Here is a 19,319-nt window from a genome sequence, read left to right on the forward strand (position 1 = left end):
ATTTGCTGCACGCTTTTAAAGGATTGATGCAACATGAAAAAGTTTTACATTGGTGCCGCTGTAGTCAGTATTGCGATGTTTTTACTGTGGTTTACAAATAAAAATGAAGTTAAAACGCTTGAGCCTCCCGCTGCGCTGGCAATAAAAAACAAGACAGATCCAGCAAGCCCAGATAAAAACACGGTAATAACCATTGATGTGCCAAAACAAAAACAGGCAAAAAGCCCTCCCAAAATACATTATGATCAGCACTTGGCCAGTGCCGCAGAGCATGTGGCAATGCAATACCAAAGCGCACTAAAATACCCGCCTTATTCGCAGCCTTTAAGCGCACTTGATGAAGACCGTTTAAAGCCCAATCAGTTTTACCCAGTTACAAGCCCCATTGACGATGCGGGTAATGCCCTCGTAGTTAGTTTAGATAAATATCGGTTTGTATATCCGCAAGAAATAACCGTTAATATTGCTGCGCAAAACCTAGCAGAGGTAAATGTAGTGCTAAGCAATACCGATACTAAAGCGTCAATCAGTTCAAAAACCACCACAGCTCAGCAGGGTGAAGCTACGGTGAGCTTTAAAGCCAGTGAAGACTACCCTCGAAATTTACAGCTATTTGTAAAGGCAAATATTGCAGGTAAAAAGGTACCTGCAGTTGCGCAAATACAGTATATGCCACCCAGTGCGACGCTTATTGATTTTGATAATGCCTATGCACAAAACGAAAACATGATAGCCACAGCACATTTAAAGGTGCTTAAAAGCGGCTTATATAGAATTAGAGCTAATTTATACAGTGATACGACCCCACTTGCACATTTAGTGACTAAAAAGAAACTTTCACAAGGCAGTCAAACGGTGGATTTAAAGGCGCATTGGTCGGTATTACCACAAGGGGTGGTTAACATGCGTTTAAGTGACTTTGTGATAGAGCGCATGTCGCCAAGCCCAGGTGAGCGTAATAGTTTTGGTAGCAGTGAGATTACTGAGTTTGAAATTACAGATTTTGTCTACGATAGTTTGCAACAGTTGCCTTATCAAGCAAACGAGCAAGAACGAATGAGTTTAGAATTTTTAAAAGGGTTAGCTGATAAAGGCGCTTAGCAGGATTAATGAGTATAAAAAAAAGGGGCGAGTAGCCCCTTAACTGTATTTTTAAAACCGTTAGCTTAGGTTAATAGTAACCACATCAGCTTGTTGCTGTTGGTTTTCATCTTCATCGCTTACAGGCGCGTTAGGTATATCTGGTTTATCGAGTGCTATATCGCCGCCATCAATAACGTCGCCGGTTTTTAGGTTTTCAAAGTCAAATAGTTCTGTATCGGCTAAATGCGAAGGCACCACATTTTGCATTGCAGTAAAAATACTCTCAATACGCCCAGGGTGGTCTTTATTCCACTGCGCTAGCATGTTTTTAGTGTGTTTACGTTGCAGGTTTTCTTGTGAGCCACATAAGTTACACGGAATAATAGGGTAGCCTTGGCTAAATGCGTATTTACTTATATCGGCTTCTTTACAATAAGCGAGCGGACGAATAACCATATGCTCGCCGTTATCGCTCATTAATTTAGCCGGCATGCTTTTAAGTTTACCGCCGTAAAACATGTTTAAAAAGAGTGTTTCGATCATGTCATCGCGGTGATGGCCAAGGGCAATTTTAGTTGCGCCCATTTCTTTGGCTGTACGGTACAAAATACCACGACGTAGGCGAGAGCAAAGCGAACACGTGGTTTTGCCCTCAGGGATGATATCGGTAACAATACTGTAGGTGTCTTCTTCTACAATTTTGTATTCAATATCTTGTTTATCAAGGTACTCAGGTAAAACGTGTTCAGGAAAGCCTGGTTGTTTTTGATCGAGATTAACAACAAATAAATCAAATTTAATGGGCGCCACACGCTTTAAATGTTTAAGCATATCAAGCATGGTGTAACTGTCTTTACCTTATATTGAATAATAACATGCATAAAATATTTTTTTATATTATTTACAACAGGTTAAAGGTTTTAAACTTAACAAAAAATAAGGTAACTGTTAACTATGGAAGAAGAATGAAAGATTTGATGTATTTTCAGGCTTATGATGTTTTACAAAACGTGCTATTAGAAATATTCGGGGAGGGTGTTATTTTGCGTTAAACTTTTCTTTAATTTGATTTAATAACTCTTCCTTCTCGGAGTTATTTAAGTTAGCTATCTGAATTACCAATTCGGCTGTTACGTCGTCTTCACAAAAGAAATAGTTTAGTGGAACTCCTAGTTCTAAAGATATTCTCTTCAGCGTTTTAATGTCAGGTGTGTGTCTACCTTTCTCATAGTGATTCATGCGACTGCTCGCGGAGCTAGAATCAAGACCAATAAGAATCCCCAAATCCTTTTGAGATAAGTTAGCTTTTTTTCTGGCTTTAGCAAGCTGAGTTGGTATGGGGTTAATATATTCCAATGAATTATCATAAAAAACGACTTTATACTTAGATTCTCTAAGTTTTAGTCTATCATGTATACTTAGGAATCCTAAGCGCGTGGGTACTTATGACAAATACTTCTAGAGTGAATATTAAATTACATGAACTTATTGAGACCGGTGCACCAATCATTGAAGTGGCTAGTGAAATTGGAGTTTCTACTAAGCAGTTAAAGGCTTGGATTGCACAGGTTCACAAAGAAAGTTTTGACACTAACAAAAATAAATTTATTTTGATGAAGGTTGAGGAGCACCTTCAACATACATTAAGAGAAAGGGAAGTGTTATTAAAAGCTGTTAAAATATTTGCTCGAGAGATGAAAGATATATAATACAAAGACATATTTATGATTGTTCTACTGTCTAGCTCACTGTATATTCAATGAAAAAATCAATCCCTGCATAGTATGAAATTAGCCTGCGTTTATATTAGTGAACATCATCAGCTTAAAAACCTTTTTATACCGCTGATGTCAGAATTTATTTTCGATTTTAACGATAATGTATTAAAGATAAGTAAAAATGAGTTTTACGTACCAGACTATTATAAAGGGCTAAATTTACAAGCTGTCATAGGTAAAAATGGCTCCGGAAAAACCTCTATATTAGATTTTATCGAAAGTATTCATAGCTATAGCGAAAGCTCTGGTTTTTATTTATTTTTTGACTCGACTTTAAATTTATTTTCTAAAGTCGAGTTAAATATCGGTAAGTTAGATGTGAGGTTTTGTGAGCAACTTAAGGAATATTCAGTACGAAATTTTTTGCCGAGAGGTATGCACACAATTGTTAAAGTTAATAATCTGTCGAAATTTAGCTCAAATAAAAAGCCTAAAATGAAAAATGTTGTCGACCTAACATCTGAAAGGCTAAGTAGTAGTAAAGTAAATAGAACCAAGCAATTACGTAATTTGTTCACATATTTAGGTCGTAAAAACAAAGCTAATGAAAGTCAGGTTTATTATACTTTTAAGTTCAGAGGATGGACTCCAGCTCTGAAGAATTGGTTGAAGCAATCCTTTCTTTTCGATATTACGAAAAAAGGTTTTTTTCATGATAATAGAGAGCTTTTTCTTAGATACCCTGAAAAATATAATCTATCTGTTTCAGAACTAGATGAGCTTTTCTCTTCTCTAGGCTCTATTAGAGAGCCTAGCGATATTCCTGGTCCCCTGCAAGGTTTGACTGATGAATTAAGCGATCTTTTCTTAAATAGTTTTTCATCGTATGTTTATGATGGGGATGCATTGGCTGTCTTAGTTCCTCCGGACTCTAAACTAGATGGCACAACTTCTGCGGCAATATTAGCTAAGGGAATTTTGAATATCTTCAGGTACAATATTCAAAAGATTGATATTGAGCAAAGTTTATCTGCTGATCTCTGTATGGCTTTAGTTAACAAGCTTTTTTTCGAAACTCATTCGCTTACAATTAACAATGTTAGTTCACCCCTGAATATACGGAGGTGTATTACAGAAACAATAGAAAAAGCCATAACTATTAATACTTCAATAGATAAAAAAAACTATCACTCTATCGTCAATTTATGCAAAACGTTTGAAGAGGCTGTAGAAAAGGACTTAGATATTTTACTTGAGGTTGTTAGAAACATCAGTTGCGTAGATTTATCGGTTGTATTTGAGAATGATCCTAATGATATTGTGGCTTATAGATCTGATATTGATGAACCTTTCCGAGATTTAAAATTTAGTCTTTATGAATATTTTCCTACAGGTAGTCTCATTCACTTTCCAAATTATTCAGGATTAGAACGAGTGAAAGTAAAAGAGCCTCTTGATATTCTTTATGTTTCAGAACAAATTGATAAACTCCCAGATTACCTCCAAAAAAATATTGATCATGGTTGGCAAGGCTTGAGCAGTGGAGAGTTTGCTAAGACAAGTTTATTTTCATCTATTTTTAGTTGTTTGATAGCAGATGAGCCACCTGAATTTAAGTTATTTTTAATTGATGAAGCTGATCTATATTTACACCCAGAATGGCAACGGAAATTTATTTTTGAACTAATAGAATTAATAAAAAGTATCGGTTACGAGTCAAAGACACAATTTATTATAACTACGCATTCTCCACTTATAATTGGCGACTTTTTACCTGAAGATATCTTAGCTTTAAAAGTTGTAGCTGGAAAAACAGTTATTAGTAATTCATTAGGGTTTGGAACTAAGTTATCAGACTTTTACCTGGAAGGTATGCACCTTGATTCTACGTATGGGGAGCACTCAAGATCAAAGCTTCAAGCGCTTATAGATGCAAAGCTCACAGGCATACCGTTAACAAGAGAACAATTGAATCTAGCTTATAAAATATGTAATAAATCACTTCAGGAATCTTTGTTAGATGATTAAGTTTAAATACTCTTTTCCTGAAGGCTTTAGCAATAAATTAAAAAACTCTAATTTTTTAAAAAATGCTTTATTACATCAAAAAGCCGTATATGCAGAGATGATGGATCAGTGTCAGATTAGTTCAAATTTTTACAGTGCTTTATTCAGCGAATCATTTCTTTTAAGCTTAATATTTTGTTCTCCAAAAAATTTAAGCCGAAAAATAAATGAGGTTTATGAAAATTATCCTCTTCTTGCAGATAGATTTAATCCATACTTTAACTTTAGAAGTTATGATTTAAATTTTGACGTCTCTTTGATTAAATCAAAAACTATTACAGATAGAAACTCTGTTTTTGCATTAAAAGCTAAATTTATCATTGAATTGGGAAAAATTCGCAACGAAAAATCATCTATATTATCTAATTACTTTTATGTAGAACTTATAAATGCAACAACCCCAACAAAAATTTACCATGTATGTTGTAGAATAAGAAATATACACTTAGGCATTTCAGCTACACCAAAAGTTGTTCGAAACAAATACCCGTTGTGGTTTCATAAACTAGAAAAAATATTTAATTATGAAGCTCTGAGAGCTGAATTAGGGCAAGAAATAATTGAATCAAGCTCTTTGGAGATTTGCCCTTACTGTAATAAAAGAGATATTGAAACCACTTTAGGTAGAAATGTTATAGCTAGAGCCGATTTAGACCATTTTTACCCTAAAAGTAAATATCCTTTTTTAGCAACCACACTATACAATTTAATTCCTGCGTGTAACTTTTGTAATCAGAAGTTTAAAAAGTCTATAGACACTTATTTGAAAAACATGCATCCACTTATTGCCGGAACTAGGGGCTATAGGGTATTTAGTTTTGCACCTTTATTAGATAAGCCGCCTTTGATTAATTTAAGTGGTTGCGCTAAGTTCAATAATAACATTATATTATTTGAGCTTGAGGCGGAGTATCAGAAAGGTTCTATAAAGCGAGAATATATATCAATGAATGATAAATTTGAACTACTTAAAGGTATATATGGCCCCAATTTCGAGCAGTTCATAAATACTAAAGAAAATATTGTTACTATGTTTGATATCGGAGGCAAAAGAAATACACATAATACTAGCTTATACAAGTTTAGGTTAGATACATTTAGTCATTTAACTAATAAAAACTATAGGAACTAGTTCAAGAACCACATCTATTAACAAGCCCAAATTCACTCTATTTTGTATCTATAGAATATTTCATCTACGCACTAAATGCCGTATAATCCGCGCCAAACTTCTACTTATGTATAACTGCCAGTCACACTGGCCGTGCGGGCAAAACCAATGAACTTACAAGATACCAGAAAAGATACGCTTGAACTTAATAAACTTCAAAAAAGACTCAGAAGAAATGTTGGTAATGCTATAACTGAGTATAATATGGTTGAAGATGGTGATGTTGTGATGGCTTGCATAAGTGGAGGGAAAGACTCATTTGCAATGCTTGACATTCTATTGCAGCTTCAGAAGTCAGCCCCAATAAAGTTCGATGTCATTGCGGTTAACTTAGATCAGAAACAACCTGGGTTTCCTGAACATATTTTGCCAGAGTACTTTGAGACATTAGACATTCCTTATTATATAGTCGACAAAGATACATATTCAGTTGTTCGAGAAAAAGTTCCGGAAGGTAAAACTACCTGTGGTCTGTGCTCTCGTCTTCGTCGTGGTACTTTATACTCATTTGCAGAAAAAATTGGTGCGACTAAGCTAGCACTTGGTCATCACATGGATGATATTGTAGAAACTATGTTCTTAAATATGTTTCATGGTTCTCGATTGAAAGCGATGCCTCCAAAACTACGTTCAGATGACGGCCGCAATGTCGTTATTCGTCCTTTATCTTACTGTCGAGAGAAAGATCTCATTACCTACGCTGAACACAAAGCCTACCCTATAATTCCTTGTAATTTATGCGGCTCACAAGAAAACCTGCAACGGCAGTCGATTAAAGGGATGTTAATCGATTGGGATAAAGAGTCACCAGGCCGTGTTGAAAGTATATTTAAATCTATTCAAAACATTAGCCCAAGCCAGTTAGCTGACAGAGATTTATTCGATTTTATTAATTTGCCATTAGCAAGAGATGGTGAGCGTAATGCTTACGAATTCAGTGAAGCAACAGTATCATCTTCGAATATAGATGAATCATTATATATAGACGTTACTAATATATAGTTGTAATGGTCAACTAAGTTTGAATTGGCGACTAATTAGGTGAATAAATCTTAACTTTATTTGTCAGGTTTGATTGTTAGGGCTTAATCAAATCTGACAGTCGCATAAGTGCCAATTGCAGACAGTGGTAACGCCGCCATAAACCGCGCGAGCTTGCGAACGTCGGCCGACCGAAGGGAGCGAATTTAATGGCTTTGTTATGCACTTACAGCATGCCTATTAAAGCCGAAGCGCCAGCTCCAATAAGACTGCCAACAGTGCTATTTTGCAAAAATTCCTTTAGTTTTGATTTTGCCTCAGGGTCATCACTTTTAGCGATTTTTTCCGCCAACTCTTGAATGGTTACATTCGTAGTTAATGTATTACTGTTGCCAACCTGAATATTTTCGCCACTTATTGAGCCAATATTGAAAGTGGAATCACCGTGTTTTGTGACATGGGGCTGTGAAGTCGTATTTTCAACCTTAAGAGTTAGTATATGAGGATGTGCAGTCCCGACTCCAAGAGTGCCACCTTCTAGAAAAGAAGCATCTATAACTTTAAGGTGTATCTCGCGCTTACCTGATTTTTGAGTAATAACATCACCAATACCTACATCCGGTTCAGTGGTGTAGGGCACTAACACTTCACCTTTGGACATATTGCGTTGCCCGTTGTATTCCGTACCTGCAATAGTCAATTTTTCTGGGTAAGCGAGTTTATCAAAATCCATTTTTACCTCCTATGTTCTCGTGATTGGATATTAGTTCATAACTTTCCAATAACGGGCGCAGACATGTGGGGCATAATGGCGAAGCCGCCCCGCGTGTATGCGTCCCATCGGACGTAGTGAGTGCGTTTATTGGCTTGTTAGAGTTTGTGGCGTAAATGATACTCATATTTGTCCTCCCCAACCCTTACGAAGCCCAGAGAGAGGTATAATTCTAAAGCCCGATTTTGTTTTAATACATTGAGCTCTATTGCTTTACACGTTGAGTGGTTGATAAACCAAGATAAGATAGCTCGTCCATATCCTTTGCCTTGGTGTCTAGGAATGATCTGAAGTTGATGAATTTTGCATACACAACCCGTTTCTTCGTACTTTAGCATCCCTATTTTTTTATCGTCGCAAAGTACAAAATACATAAATTCAAAGTTCTCTTTTACCAATTCTAAATGATCGTTTGTAGATAGGCTTACATTTGCTTTTTCGAAATGTTCGCTCATGGTATTTATTCTAAGATCCAATAAAAAGGGAATATCGTCTTCTTTGACTTTTATAAGAGTGAAATCCATTTAAACCTCGAAAACTTTAACAACTTTATCAACTTTATCAACTTTATCAACTTTATCAGAGGACACTTTCCCTATTTTAGCGCGAAAACGTCCTTATTTTATGAATTTATATTAATAGCAAATAGCGTAAACTATTGCCAGCTATAAATATTATACTTTCTATAGCCTATATAAACATGTAAAAAAGAGGAAAGTGTCCTCTTATTCTTACTAAGTTATTGACAACTCACCTCAATGACCGCTTATCGCTCACAGCTGAACTTCGCAAAAGTGCCATAAGGAGTCACTCATACAAAAGTGACAGACCCGATCCTATTATCCTTAATATTAAATCTGCAACGAACTAACTTTTTAAAAGATTTAGCTAATCCCTAAAATTTCTATATCTAATGTTTTTCTATTATTATTTGCTTACGACTTTTCGTATCTATTTTTACAAATCCACCAATAGGAAAGCAAATATGGGGTGTTGTATGTCCAAAGTTTAAATTGTAAAGCACAGGAATTGATGCTAACTCTTGTTTTGAATGTATAATTTTTTTGAGCAAAGTCTCTGATACTTCTGACTTTAATTGGAATTTCCCAATGACAATTCCTTTAACTCTATCGAAATTTTTTTGATGAATTAACGATTGCAGATCTCTGTCAAAATTTGAGGGAGATGTTAACTCGTCATCTTCAATAAACAATACAGAATTTGTTAGGTCTGGCATAAACTCAGTTCCTTGAAGCAAATTTAAAGTACAAAGGTTCCCTCCAACTATTTTTCCTTCAGCCTTACCATGATTTAAGACTTCTATGCCGCTGTCTTCATAAAAGTTTCTTTTTTCCTGATCTATATACCATGCATCATCACTCCATTTATCGGAGTTTATAATTTCATAAGGAGCATTTGAGAATAAACACTTTTTAATATAATTTATCGTGAAATCAATCCCCTTAAGCATACCCAAAGTTGAATATGCTGGTCCAGAGTAAGTAACTAGCCCTGCTTTGTGGAATAATGCATTTGATAGAGCTGTAGTGTCAGAGTATCCACATATAATTTTTGGATTTTTTTTTACAATATTATAGTCAATATACTTTAGTAATTGATTGACATTATCGCCCCCAATGACAGTAAAGATGGCTTTGACTTTTTTATCTAAAAATGCTTCATGTAAATCTTCAATTCTTTCTTCTATAGATGAAGACGAAAAATCATCTATAGAATTACAATTTTTTGAAAATGACAATTTTAGACCAAGCTCTTTAAACCTAGTGTTTGCTATTTCTTGTGTCTGTTTATCAATAATTGACAAACTCCTAGAGGGCGCAATTATCCTAACTTCATCATTCACCTTTAGTTTATTTGGGATTATCAATTTATTCTCCTTCCGAATACTTTAAACAGCATGTAAATCAAAATAGACCGAACTTCGCATAAATGCCCACTTATAAGCTATTAACTAAATCAACTGTTTGTTCAATCGCTATATTAACTAAGTTAGGCGAATCAATAGGTATATTGTGGCCCGTTGAATTCGAAACTATATGGATCGAATTAGGGTTATGCCGTATTAACGAAGAGTGGAGCTCTCTCCATATTTTCTTCCCTTGTTCACTGTGACCAATCCACCAATCGCTTTCTCCTAATTTACTGGAGGTGACAATAACAGTTGGTATTTTAGCAATAGAGCCTTTATCCTTTAATTGCTCATTTTGATATATTTTTTGCAAAATTTGCCACTCTTGGCTTAGAGCCAAAAGCGAATTTAGCCTTTTATTATCTCTCACCGCCCAGGCTTTATTTAACTGAATTAGCTTTTTCGAAAACTGCTCGTGACTTGGATCAAGTAACACTAAGCCTATCACTTGTTTCGGATAAGAAATAGCATATTCACGAACATGAATACCTCCATATGAGTGCCCAACTAAAATAATATTTCTATCAATATTTAATAGCTTTAGCAGAGCATGTAGGCGCTTATTAGATTCCGAAATAGAAACATCCATAGTAGGCGTTGAGCGACCATTGCCAGCACGAGAATAAATAATAACTCGATGTTTGGGCATTTTTAATTTAGCCAATAGTGGCTTCCAATAATTAATCCCCATTCCTACGCCCGACTCAATAATGATATTAATATCTCCAGCACCTATATCAATATATTCAAGCTGCATATTTTTGATCGTAGCAAAACTAACCTTAGACTCGGCAAGGGCAGTGAAATGAGTTAAAAGAATACTTATAAAAAATAAAAAAATAGAAGACTTCAATGGTATATCCTTAGCTTATAACGCCCACTAAAGCGGGTGGGAACAAGTCCGTTTGATCAACTTATTGTATACGAATTATCTAAATTGGTTTTATCATGTGTATTGTTTCAGATTTAAACCCTAAATTTTCATAGAAGCCTTTTGCTTTTTTATTATTTGCAAAAACTTCTAAATGCAATAATCTGCAACCTAGTTCCTTAACCCAATTTTCTGCGTATTGAATTAAAGCTTTTCCTACACCTAAACCTTGTGATTTTGGTGAGACGGCAAGTAACGGTATAGTGCCGCAAATTTCACAGGAAATTTCATCTTTATGTGTGCGAACATGAATAAACCCCAATTTAACATTATCGATTTCAGCTATAAAAGTGGCTTGAGGTTGCAATGCTTCAGCAAGCATTTCAGAAATATAATCGTCTTGCATTTTTCTGACGACATCATCTGTGTGCCATTCTAACTTTGCAACTTCTGCTAAGTTAGGTGACAACTCAAAAATAAATGTATGATCACTCTGTTCTGCTTCTCTAATTACGATTAAATTTTTCATATTATTTTTTGAATTTAAATCTCAGACCCGCATTGCTAACACCATTTTGGTAGTTTATAACACACCAGAACAACGTATATTAAATACCCTGATAATTTCACCAATAATTACCTTTGTAAACAAGTAATTAAAATAGCTAGGAATTAAGCTTGTTATTTGCCTCAAAGCGGTGATTAATAATGTTATTGGAAAAAACTAGACTCCTACTCAAAAAAGCGGGAATTTATTTTTTCAATGTCCGGTTATCGCTCAAAGCTGCCCTTAGAGCATTTACGTTAACTCGTTTTGGGGCAAAAGCTTGTTAGAACAAAAGGCAGACTGCGACAAATAGCATCGAAAAGTTTCGAACTTTATTGTCATGGTTTTAGTATTTATTGTCGAGTTTCATACTTTAATGTTATGCATACTTAAAAGTGTAACATCTCCTTTAATGGTTAATATCTGCGGTTGTAAGGGTGAACTGAACTAAAGCATAGTTCTTATAGAGGTAGTACTTTCTGTGCTGATTGGAATCTAACAGAGGCGATGTTGCCAAACTCATTTCTGCCCCTTTTCGAGTTAGCAAATTGCATATTTTGCAAATTGGTTTTGCCCCTTTTCGAGTTAGCAAATTGCATATTTTGCAAATTGGTTTTGCCCCAAGACGTGTTAACGTAATTACTCTATAGGTCGGCTTTGAGCGATAATCGGTCATTGATACTGGCTAAATATCGTCGTTAATAGATTGGTTAAACTGCTCTTTGCGCATATATTCATGAAAATGAGCGCCGAGCGCATATTGTTCTATTTAACTTTTCTTTAAAGTTTTAGAAAACTTAGTGATAGTAATACCTTAGGTTATTTGTTAAAACTATATAATGTAGAAAAATGAGCGTAGCGTCGGCAGAAATATGCGCGATGAGCGCACTATTAAATTGTTATGTGTAATGGAGTAGATGGCATGGAGTTTCAGACGATCCCAATAATGCGGATTTTCGATGAAGATAAAGCAAAAGAGTTTTACCTTGGCTTTCTCGGTATGGAACTAGATTGGGAGCATCGTTTTGAGGATGGTTACCCAATTTACATGCAAGTTTCGCTTGGCGATTTTGTTTTACATCTGAGTGAACACTCTGGTGACTGCACACCGGGCAGCAAGGTCTTCGTTAATGTAAGCAATCTTGATCAACTTTTCGCACAAGTTACTGCAAAGCCTTACAAATACAACAAACCAAGCATTGAAGATGCCCCTTGGGGTGCAAGGTGTTTTACCGTAACAGATCCGTTTTCAAACAGGATATTGTTTAATGAATCAGCAGACACATAACAATCAAATTTTATCGCCAGCAAAAAGCGCTGGCTGCGACGTCAACCCGCTGCGCGGCTTTCCGCGCTAAATTTGGGCGTTAAGCATACGAGGAACCATGTCCAGTGAAGTCACCGTGGCTAAAATATGAATCGAGGTTGGCAGACTGGATGAAACAGTTTGCTAGCGAAAAGTTGTCGTTCACTAATGGTTTTCAAGCAATCCCTGGCTTTCCTTCAAATGGATTTCGTGCTGATGGGCTGCTAACTGATGGGAATGTTGTTATAGCCTTGGAAGTGGAGGTAAAACAAACTCACCCTGATACAAATGTTGGAAAATATTGGCTCTTAAGCCAGTATCAAGCTTATGAAAAGGTGATTTTGTTTCATGTTTATACTCCAGAGTACACATCTTATCCTTGGCGCCTTCAGCTAGGTCAGTTTTATGCCTCAAAAATGGCGATAGAGTTGCCATTTGAATATGAACTAGTCGATCAAAGAGAAGCTATCGATACGAACTCATCATTTGAAGCAGTAACTAGAATTCTAGAGCAAAGAATACTCGGTGAATTCGGAGTAATTGCTGGTAAGTCGCAAAATGCTTAACAAGTGCAGGTTGTCGGACGTGTGCTACGCTGCGCTCCGCACCCGCCGCAACTGCAGGCGTTATGTGCTCTAAGGTATCTCATGCTCTCAATCACCAGTGAAGATAAAGAGAATCAACTTAAAAGTTATTGTCAGCATTGGCTGAGCTTATTAGCCACAAATCAATTTGAAGACGCAGAAAAGCTCATTGATATAAACAATAACTATGGTGTTGTATGGGCAGAATCTGAACTCAAAGACGCTGTGCATGATTACTTTGGTAGCGATGCCCCTGTGAGTTTTCAAAACGAAAATATAGCGAATTGTTACCCTGAGTTTTTAGAAACCGATTCAGGCTCATTGATCTTCGGCTTTTATTTACCCGCCAATGGCGAGATAACCGACCTAACTGTTGAATTTGAGTTTGTACCAATTGGGAACAACAATTATGCTGCAACAATCAACGATGTTCATGTTCTGTAGCATGTACGCACATAACAAGCGCCAGCACATCGCGCCTGCGGCGCTGGACTCGCAACAAGTTGCTCGCCCGTGTGGCGGGCGTTAGCTTTGCGGAGGCTTTATTGACATTTTAATATTAGTTATCGCCTCAGTATTATTCTTTGTTTTGGTTATAAAGTTGGAATCAATGATTCCCATCAACTTTTTGGACAAAGCAGAAAGAACGTTTAACGACCTAGGTGCAAACGTGCAGGTAAGAACAAATTCTTACTCTCGTTTTTATAACACCAAAGGACGATTGGTAAAAAAGTCGGATATAGCAAAAATCCAAAAAGCGGGTTGTCTTACACTTTTTACATTATCGGATAACGCAATCGATATTACGGTGCATCCAGCTAATAAAGATACTGTGTTTGAAAAAGCTAAAAGTATATTTAAAGAGGCTCAAGTTGTTGAAATTGATATACAAAGCTAACAAACCAATTATTCCGACCTCAACTCGCTGCGCTCTTTTCGTCGGCATATTGGGGCGTTATGTTGGAGCAGCATATTGATCGCTCGTATTAAGACAATCAGTTTTGGGGTATTAGTAGCTGCATTAATCATTACGATCACGTTGATGGTAGCCGATGTTGAATTTTATGGGCTCCTCAGTGTTTACGTATTTATGGTTTTATGGAGTTTACACAAGATATTTTTGTGGCTCATCGGTGATGAGTTTGGCATCGCCGTTCAGGTGAAAATTAAGAAAGACGCACCAAAAGCAATTCGTTTCCTTGGGCTGTTATTTGTCTGCTTTGTTTTTTATTTCGTAGCTAAGGGGCTTATCAAGCATGTTTCAACATAACAAGTTGCTTAATTTCGTTCCGGCCACAAACAGCATGGCCTCCACTGGACTGCCTACGCTGCGCTGCGGCAGCCAATTAGCAAAGCGTTAGCACTGTCCACTTATGGCACAGAGCTGTCATTCGGCTCTGAGCTGGCACATTTTTGCCCCTTTATGAGTTAACGCAAATACTCTATAGGTCGGCTTTGAGCGAAGCAGTCAATCAAAAGTTTTGATGTCTGAAGTCAAGATTTGATCCTTGTTGGCTTTTTCAAAACGAATGGGCACGAGCTTTTGTAATAGTGGCAACACAAGCAAAGGCTCAGAGCGATTATGAACCCAAACAACGGCATTTGCACTACTCAGCGCTCTCACCAATGCGTTAACAGGGGTTATATCGTCGAAATACGCATCAGGCGAAAAACAATATAACTCAAGTGGCTTAACTACCGCGTTATTGTTGTTTGATAGTTTTTCCCTAACACGATGAGTGGATGAGCTTTTTTATCCAGTCCGAGCTTAAGCAAAAGCGTATTTATTAAATCCATGTACTTCACTGAGTACCAAATTAAAATAGCGTCATATTTTTATCGTGCATTATTAGGTACATTAAAACAATAGCTATTTTGATGAATTACCAGCAATTGCGCTATGCACTATGAGTAAGCAATTTAATCCATTCATCTGCGTTTGACACAATGAATTGATATTTATTGCCATCTTTTAATACGAGTTCAATTGCATCATGTGTATAAGGCAAAATACCCGCAACTTTACCAGTGCACTTACTCACTTTTACAATTTCACGCCGTGAAAACGTATAAGACCCTAACCCAAATTGTGCATTAAACGGTGCAAAATGAATATCAGTGTTGGTTAGCCAAAATTTGCCATCGGCTTTAATCGCCCCTTGTTGAATCGTGGCGGTAGTCGATTTGATTGTTATTGCTTGCATAATAATATTCCCTTATGTAGCTATTAATGTGTCAGTTTTGTCACTTTTAAGTCATTACCAAGTGACGACATTTAAGCTGACTGTATTACCTTTTCTTGGTTCGCCTACCGTTAAGTAGTGCGCCCAACCACGTATTTTTAACAAATAATAAATAACTTATTTGACCTATAAGTAATGTAACCACCACGCTAACTATAAACTTTACTAAAACTGGCCAATTAGTATTAATCAATGGAATCTGAATATAAATCAATACCGGCACATGTATCAAGTAAACCCAATACGACGCATTTGAAATGCTGCGGCTGAGCTTACTTTGGTGATTTAAAAAACGATGCCCAAGTAAAAACGTTATGGCGGTTAACAAAATAACACTCAGTCCTTGTGATAAAACATGCAATACATGTAGCTCTCCCGCTGCGGCAAAATAACCTGTTGTTGCGGCGGCAATCACTTCATCTAAGCTTGGTGCGGCTGGTAATAAAGAAAAGTAACCAGTCAGTGATATTGCAACACCCAAAATAAGAAGCCATAAGTACTTATGATATGACCAAATGAGCAGCTGTTTTTTATAAAGTCCCACTCCTAACCAATAAAAACTGCCGTAAAAACCATACGACCATAACTGTGGCGTGAGTTTATCAGGAGCAGGAAATGGAATAGATTGCCCCATTAATGAAAACGTTAACACGATGGGAAGTACAACCCACATAAATAAAGGGTGGACGCTAAGCGCATCGAATTTATTGCCTAATAAGTCAGTTGTTTTCAACAACCAGTGAATTAAGCAAAACTGGAATAAGTTCCACAAAAACCATAAGTGCATAGTGCTAACAACAGGCTCTTTAATAACTTTAAACACAGCAAAGATCGGCGGTAATGGATTAGCTATACCGGCTCCAAAACTCAAGGCATGGTAGTAAACGGCAAAGCTTAACGGTAAAAAAACAATAAAAGGCAGTAGAATATGTTTACTGCGATGATGTAAAAAGCGTGCGCTGCTCGATTTATCTATTAAAAGTGCACTGCAAAATCCTGCAATAATAAAAAATAATGGCATCCGAAATAAGTGCAGCGTATGCGTAATATAATCAAATAGACCATGTGTGCTTGGGTCTGCCGTAAACCAAATATTGCTAAAGAACGGACTGTAGGCTAAAGCGGCATGAAATACGATGCCGAGCAATAGCGCGAGGCTGCGTAAATTATCAATGTAGTGTAATCGACTGTCTTTATTCATTAATGTGCCCAACTAACTTTTATTAATAAAGCATAAATGAATGAGGTTTCATGACACTAGTCACAAAGCTCATAGCCCGAGCTATGACAGATGTCACTGTTTTTACAACGCGAGTTCTGCAATAATTGCTAAAAAAATATGGCCACAGTAATGGAATCAACTATACGACATACAACCGATTGGCATTTCTCAACATTGGCATCGTGGCTTGGGGTGACATTGGCGTGTGCCTATTATGCCAACTCAGAATTAGCGCTATATTTGCAAATCATAGTAAGTGGTTCCATTTTAGCTATTTTGCTGTATGTGTTAAAACAGCCTAACAAATTTGTTCACGGCGTAGCACTTGGCTATTTCCTGCTTATTTTGGCAATGATACAACTGAGTTCAACATCCTTAGTTTTTATCCACCTAGTGATGTTTACCGCGGTTTTTAGTCCTCATTTTTCGCTTCCTAAGATACTGGCTTGTGTTGTGGCCGCCATGCTGGTGTATGGTTTAACGCATTATGCGCGCTGGGAAAATGGCATTCCTTGGATCACGTTTACAATTTGGTTTTTCTTTTGCTTGATGAATTGGTTTGTTAGCCGGCGTATTGTCGAAAGTTTAAATACACATTACCAATCCCGCCAAAACTACAAAGAGTTAAAAGCCACCCAACACATGATCGGGGTTATGCATGCAGTGCAAGAGCGACAAAATATATCACGCGAGCTCCATGACTCACTCGGTCATAAGCTTACCGCGCTCAGCATTAATTTAGATTTTGCTAAAAGAGCAGCAAATGAAGCCACCGTTGAAACCCTCTCTCTTTGCCACCAACTTAGCCAAGAAGTATTGGCTGAGGTGCGCGAAATCGTTTCCACTCAACGCAATGACAAAACGATACTTAAGCAAGCTCTTGAGGCCATTTGCGAACTAACACCTAATTTACACTGTGATCTCCAACTAAGTAAGGAGACAGAGCAGCTCCCTCAAGACTACGCCCTTTGTGTATTGCGGTTTACCCAAGAGATGATCAGCAACACCCTTAAACATACCCAAGCAAACCATTTTACTTTGCATGTAAATGTCACCCTCGTTGGCGAACAGCCGCTGTTAGTTGCAAAAGCGTATCACAATCAAGCAGAGACCCATTTACCAAAACAAGGGAACGGATTAGCAGGACTAAATGAGCGAATGGCACAATTTGGCGGTGAATTTTCACAACACCTTGAGCAAGAAACATTGATCAATACCATGACACTACCACTAAATTTAGAAGAAAAAAGCCATGATAAAGTGCCTACTAGTTGAAGATCAGACATTAGTTCGTTTAGGCCTCGCTAATTTACTTAACCTCGATAGCGCCATTAATATCGAAGCCCAAGCTGAAGATGGCTTGCAAGCGCTTACACTATTAGCTGAGCATAGTTTTGACATTGCTTTACTCGATATGAGAATGCCGAATTTAGATGGGCTCGGCGTGCTGCAAAAAATGCGTGAAAAGGGTGATAAAACCCCTGTGCTGATCATCACCACATTTGAAGATTGTGATGTATTAGTCAAAGCCCTTAATCTAGGTGCTCGTGGGTATGTGCTTAAAAACATTGAACTTGAAGAGCTCATTAGCGCTATCAAGCAGGTCGTTGCAGGTGAGCGAGTATTGCAAAGTGCGGTGACTGATTTTTTACTCAAAAAGCAACTAAGCCCTCAGCTCTGCTTAACGGACAAAGAACAAACCGTATTGCAGTGTTTGTCTTTAGGTATGCCAAACAAAGTGATTGCCAAAAAATTAGATAACTCTGAGGGGACTATTCGTAATCATGTGTCACAAATTCTTGCCAAATTAGACGTAAAAGACCGCACTCAGGCCGTTATAAAAGCCATTAATCAAAACCTAATTTAACACGCGAACAACACCAAATTACTATTTTTGATTAGGCTTAAGTGGTGCAATCAACATAAATAAGAGTAAACAAAACTAACTAATAAACAAACAGGCGACTATCCATGCGAGCTTTTCTTGGCGTTACACTTTTTGTGACCTAGCAATGAGTATGATTGGCATCACCCAAATCTTGATTTCAGACATTAAAGATCTTCAGTCTGCTCATGGCACCAGAGCTGCCCTTCGTCTCTAACGAGTTTTTGTCCAAATTTGTTTCAGTCGGTTGTTTATACCGCTTGTTTTAAACTATATTCCTCTCCCGTAAATGCGTAACTGATAGTTATTTTCTCTCGGTCTGACCGTGTTATCCTCAATTGCTAATGCACAGACTCGGTGGGGTTAACCTTTTGGTTTACCTTTAGCCACTTCGATGTGGACTCTTCACCTGAAGACGCGAAAGCCTAATAACCACTTTAAGAGTCGATCGGAGGCTCGCTGGGACAGTAACATCAGGGCGTTACAAACGGCAGCTGGTACTTAGCCGAACTTTGACAAAGAGCTAGGTGCGCACTAAAGGCTTCCAGCGCTATTGTGCAGAGCCAACAATTATTTTATTGTATGTTTTACTACAATTTCCAGAGTCTTACTAATATGACTCTACATGTGGAACTCCAAACTTACTATGTCTCGCTAAGTAAGCTTTAGCTTCCTATATATGAGATGAATTTATGGATGATGATACTTCAAGAGACGCTACTGAATGTAAAGAAATTAAATTAGATTCACCTTCAGTAAACAGGACTATAAAATCATTGCCTTCGCGGCAGTCTGGCATCGATAAGGCTCTTGCAGCTATGGCAAAACCAATAGCTTTAGAAAGTGCAATGCAGGCTTTTTCTTCTCAGCAGGCTGTTATTGATAACGCAGTGGCAGCTATAGCGAGACCATCTTTTATAGATATTGCATCACAGGTTT

Annotated in this window: 21 protein-coding genes and 1 pseudogene; 13 read left to right on the forward strand and 9 right to left on the reverse strand. The window is 37.2% G+C overall.

Annotated elements, in window-relative coordinates:
• Positions 1-33: 33 nt before the first annotated feature.
• Positions 34-1,101, forward strand: a complete 1,068-nt coding sequence (locus tag PSH48_RS18760; RefSeq protein ID WP_273612100.1) for a hypothetical protein — start codon at positions 34-36, stop codon at positions 1,099-1,101.
• Positions 1,102-1,161: 60 nt separating this feature from the next.
• Here the strand turns inward: PSH48_RS18760 and ttcA (PSH48_RS18765) are convergent.
• Positions 1,162-1,941 (reverse strand): annotated as a pseudogene (ttcA, locus tag PSH48_RS18765) (tRNA 2-thiocytidine(32) synthetase TtcA); the annotation flags it as partial.
• 180 nt (positions 1,942-2,121) lie between these two features.
• Positions 2,122-2,439 (reverse strand): helix-turn-helix domain-containing protein, encoded by a 318-nt coding sequence (locus PSH48_RS18770; RefSeq protein ID WP_273612101.1) that lies wholly within the window; start codon positions 2,437-2,439, stop codon positions 2,122-2,124.
• 89 nt (positions 2,440-2,528) lie between these two features.
• Between PSH48_RS18770 and PSH48_RS18775 the strand changes: the two genes are divergently transcribed.
• From PSH48_RS18775 to ttcA (PSH48_RS18790), 4 genes are all read left to right on the forward strand, one after another.
• Positions 2,529-2,792, forward strand: a complete 264-nt coding sequence (locus PSH48_RS18775; RefSeq protein WP_138607086.1) for a transposase — start codon at positions 2,529-2,531, stop codon at positions 2,790-2,792.
• A 75-nt stretch (positions 2,793-2,867) separates the two neighbouring features.
• Entirely contained in the window at positions 2,868-4,829 is a 1,962-nt protein-coding gene (locus tag PSH48_RS18780) for an AAA family ATPase (RefSeq protein WP_273612102.1), read from the forward strand.
• Positions 4,822-6,000 (forward strand): HNH endonuclease, encoded by a 1,179-nt coding sequence (locus PSH48_RS18785; RefSeq protein WP_273612103.1) that lies wholly within the window; start codon positions 4,822-4,824, stop codon positions 5,998-6,000. The genes PSH48_RS18780 and PSH48_RS18785 overlap by 8 nt, the downstream gene beginning before the upstream one ends.
• Before the next feature lie 147 nt (positions 6,001-6,147).
• Complete coding sequence (gene ttcA, locus PSH48_RS18790) at positions 6,148-7,041, forward strand: tRNA 2-thiocytidine(32) synthetase TtcA (protein ID WP_273612104.1); 894 nt, start codon at positions 6,148-6,150, stop codon at positions 7,039-7,041.
• Between the two features lie 205 nt (positions 7,042-7,246).
• On the opposite strand, the gene PSH48_RS18795 is transcribed toward ttcA (PSH48_RS18790), so the two are convergent.
• The 5 genes from PSH48_RS18795 to PSH48_RS18815 form a co-directional block, all read right to left on the reverse strand.
• Positions 7,247-7,753 carry a hypothetical protein gene (locus PSH48_RS18795; protein WP_273612105.1) on the reverse strand — a complete coding sequence of 169 codons (507 nt, stop codon included), beginning with the start codon at positions 7,751-7,753 and terminating at the stop codon, positions 7,247-7,249.
• A gap of 137 nt (positions 7,754-7,890) precedes the next feature.
• Complete coding sequence (locus PSH48_RS18800) at positions 7,891-8,316, reverse strand: GNAT family N-acetyltransferase (protein WP_273612106.1); 426 nt, start codon at positions 8,314-8,316, stop codon at positions 7,891-7,893.
• Between the two features lie 386 nt (positions 8,317-8,702).
• On the reverse strand, positions 8,703-9,680 hold the full coding sequence (locus PSH48_RS18805; protein ID WP_273612107.1) for a S66 family peptidase: 978 nt from the start codon (positions 9,678-9,680) through the stop codon (positions 8,703-8,705).
• 70 nt (positions 9,681-9,750) lie between these two features.
• Positions 9,751-10,575 (reverse strand): alpha/beta fold hydrolase, encoded by an 825-nt coding sequence (locus PSH48_RS18810; protein WP_273612108.1) that lies wholly within the window; start codon positions 10,573-10,575, stop codon positions 9,751-9,753.
• Positions 10,576-10,654: 79 nt separating this feature from the next.
• Positions 10,655-11,122: a GNAT family N-acetyltransferase gene (locus PSH48_RS18815; RefSeq protein ID WP_273612109.1), complete on the reverse strand. Its 468-nt coding sequence runs from the start codon at positions 11,120-11,122 to the stop codon at positions 10,655-10,657.
• 940 nt (positions 11,123-12,062) lie between these two features.
• Here PSH48_RS18815 and PSH48_RS18820 point away from each other — a divergent pair.
• The 5 genes from PSH48_RS18820 (at position 12,063) to PSH48_RS18840 (ending at position 14,300) form a co-directional block, all read left to right on the forward strand.
• Positions 12,063-12,428, forward strand: coding sequence for a glyoxalase superfamily protein (locus PSH48_RS18820; RefSeq protein ID WP_024592045.1), 366 nt, complete (start codon positions 12,063-12,065; stop codon positions 12,426-12,428).
• A gap of 149 nt (positions 12,429-12,577) precedes the next feature.
• Positions 12,578-13,012 (forward strand): hypothetical protein, encoded by a 435-nt coding sequence (locus tag PSH48_RS18825; protein WP_063529658.1) that lies wholly within the window; start codon positions 12,578-12,580, stop codon positions 13,010-13,012.
• A gap of 81 nt (positions 13,013-13,093) precedes the next feature.
• Positions 13,094-13,474 (forward strand): hypothetical protein, encoded by a 381-nt coding sequence (locus PSH48_RS18830; RefSeq protein WP_024592043.1) that lies wholly within the window; start codon positions 13,094-13,096, stop codon positions 13,472-13,474.
• Positions 13,475-13,640: 166 nt separating this feature from the next.
• Complete coding sequence (locus tag PSH48_RS18835) at positions 13,641-13,928, forward strand: hypothetical protein (RefSeq protein ID WP_024592042.1); 288 nt, start codon at positions 13,641-13,643, stop codon at positions 13,926-13,928.
• Between the two features lie 75 nt (positions 13,929-14,003).
• Positions 14,004-14,300: a hypothetical protein gene (locus PSH48_RS18840; RefSeq protein ID WP_024592041.1), complete on the forward strand. Its 297-nt coding sequence runs from the start codon at positions 14,004-14,006 to the stop codon at positions 14,298-14,300.
• A gap of 628 nt (positions 14,301-14,928) precedes the next feature.
• Here the strand turns inward: PSH48_RS18840 and PSH48_RS18845 are convergent.
• Both PSH48_RS18845 and PSH48_RS18850 read right to left on the reverse strand, forming a co-directional pair.
• Positions 14,929-15,234: a hypothetical protein gene (locus PSH48_RS18845; RefSeq protein ID WP_062375929.1), complete on the reverse strand. Its 306-nt coding sequence runs from the start codon at positions 15,232-15,234 to the stop codon at positions 14,929-14,931.
• Between the two features lie 85 nt (positions 15,235-15,319).
• Positions 15,320-16,474, reverse strand: a complete 1,155-nt coding sequence (locus PSH48_RS18850; RefSeq protein ID WP_062375927.1) for an acyltransferase family protein — start codon at positions 16,472-16,474, stop codon at positions 15,320-15,322.
• 150 nt (positions 16,475-16,624) lie between these two features.
• Here PSH48_RS18850 and PSH48_RS18855 point away from each other — a divergent pair, with 150 nt between their 5' ends.
• The 3 genes from PSH48_RS18855 to PSH48_RS18865 form a co-directional block, all read left to right on the forward strand.
• Positions 16,625-17,770 carry a sensor histidine kinase gene (locus tag PSH48_RS18855; RefSeq protein WP_062375924.1) on the forward strand — a complete coding sequence of 382 codons (1,146 nt, stop codon included), beginning with the start codon at positions 16,625-16,627 and terminating at the stop codon, positions 17,768-17,770.
• On the forward strand, positions 17,748-18,362 hold the full coding sequence (locus tag PSH48_RS18860) for a response regulator (RefSeq protein ID WP_024605373.1): 615 nt from the start codon (positions 17,748-17,750) through the stop codon (positions 18,360-18,362). The genes PSH48_RS18855 and PSH48_RS18860 overlap by 23 nt, the downstream gene beginning before the upstream one ends.
• Positions 18,363-19,072: 710 nt before the next feature.
• The coding region (locus PSH48_RS18865) for a hypothetical protein (RefSeq protein ID WP_273612110.1) at positions 19,073-19,319 on the forward strand (247 nt) is incomplete at its 3' end.

Source organism: Pseudoalteromonas sp. Angola-4 (genome assembly GCF_028599265.1).
Lineage (GTDB): Bacteria > Pseudomonadota > Gammaproteobacteria > Enterobacterales > Alteromonadaceae > Pseudoalteromonas > Pseudoalteromonas atlantica.

Excerpts from the sequence above, each read along its gene's own strand:
- PSH48_RS18785 (WP_273612103.1), top strand. The coding sequence starts at position 4,822 with ATGATTAAGTTTAAATACTCTTTTCCTGAAGGCTTTAGCAATAAATTA.
- PSH48_RS18850 (WP_062375927.1), bottom strand. The coding sequence starts at position 16,474 with ATGAATAAAGACAGTCGATTACACTACATTGATAATTTACGCAGCCTC.
- PSH48_RS18860 (WP_024605373.1), top strand. The coding sequence starts at position 17,748 with ATGATAAAGTGCCTACTAGTTGAAGATCAGACATTAGTTCGTTTAGGC.
- PSH48_RS18795 (WP_273612105.1), bottom strand. The coding sequence starts at position 7,753 with ATGGATTTTGATAAACTCGCTTACCCAGAAAAATTGACTATTGCAGGT.
- ttcA (WP_273612104.1), top strand. The coding sequence starts at position 6,148 with ATGAACTTACAAGATACCAGAAAAGATACGCTTGAACTTAATAAACTT.
- PSH48_RS18780 (WP_273612102.1), top strand. The coding sequence starts at position 2,868 with ATGAAATTAGCCTGCGTTTATATTAGTGAACATCATCAGCTTAAAAAC.
- PSH48_RS18760 (WP_273612100.1), top strand. The coding sequence starts at position 34 with ATGAAAAAGTTTTACATTGGTGCCGCTGTAGTCAGTATTGCGATGTTT.
- PSH48_RS18825 (WP_063529658.1), top strand. The coding sequence starts at position 12,578 with ATGAAACAGTTTGCTAGCGAAAAGTTGTCGTTCACTAATGGTTTTCAA.
- PSH48_RS18820 (WP_024592045.1), top strand. The coding sequence starts at position 12,063 with ATGGAGTTTCAGACGATCCCAATAATGCGGATTTTCGATGAAGATAAA.
- PSH48_RS18800 (WP_273612106.1), bottom strand. The coding sequence starts at position 8,316 with ATGGATTTCACTCTTATAAAAGTCAAAGAAGACGATATTCCCTTTTTA.
- PSH48_RS18845 (WP_062375929.1), bottom strand. The coding sequence starts at position 15,234 with ATGCAAGCAATAACAATCAAATCGACTACCGCCACGATTCAACAAGGG.
- PSH48_RS18815 (WP_273612109.1), bottom strand. The coding sequence starts at position 11,122 with ATGAAAAATTTAATCGTAATTAGAGAAGCAGAACAGAGTGATCATACA.
- PSH48_RS18830 (WP_024592043.1), top strand. The coding sequence starts at position 13,094 with ATGCTCTCAATCACCAGTGAAGATAAAGAGAATCAACTTAAAAGTTAT.
- PSH48_RS18835 (WP_024592042.1), top strand. The coding sequence starts at position 13,641 with ATGATTCCCATCAACTTTTTGGACAAAGCAGAAAGAACGTTTAACGAC.
- PSH48_RS18775 (WP_138607086.1), top strand. The coding sequence starts at position 2,529 with ATGACAAATACTTCTAGAGTGAATATTAAATTACATGAACTTATTGAG.
- PSH48_RS18855 (WP_062375924.1), top strand. The coding sequence starts at position 16,625 with ATGGAATCAACTATACGACATACAACCGATTGGCATTTCTCAACATTG.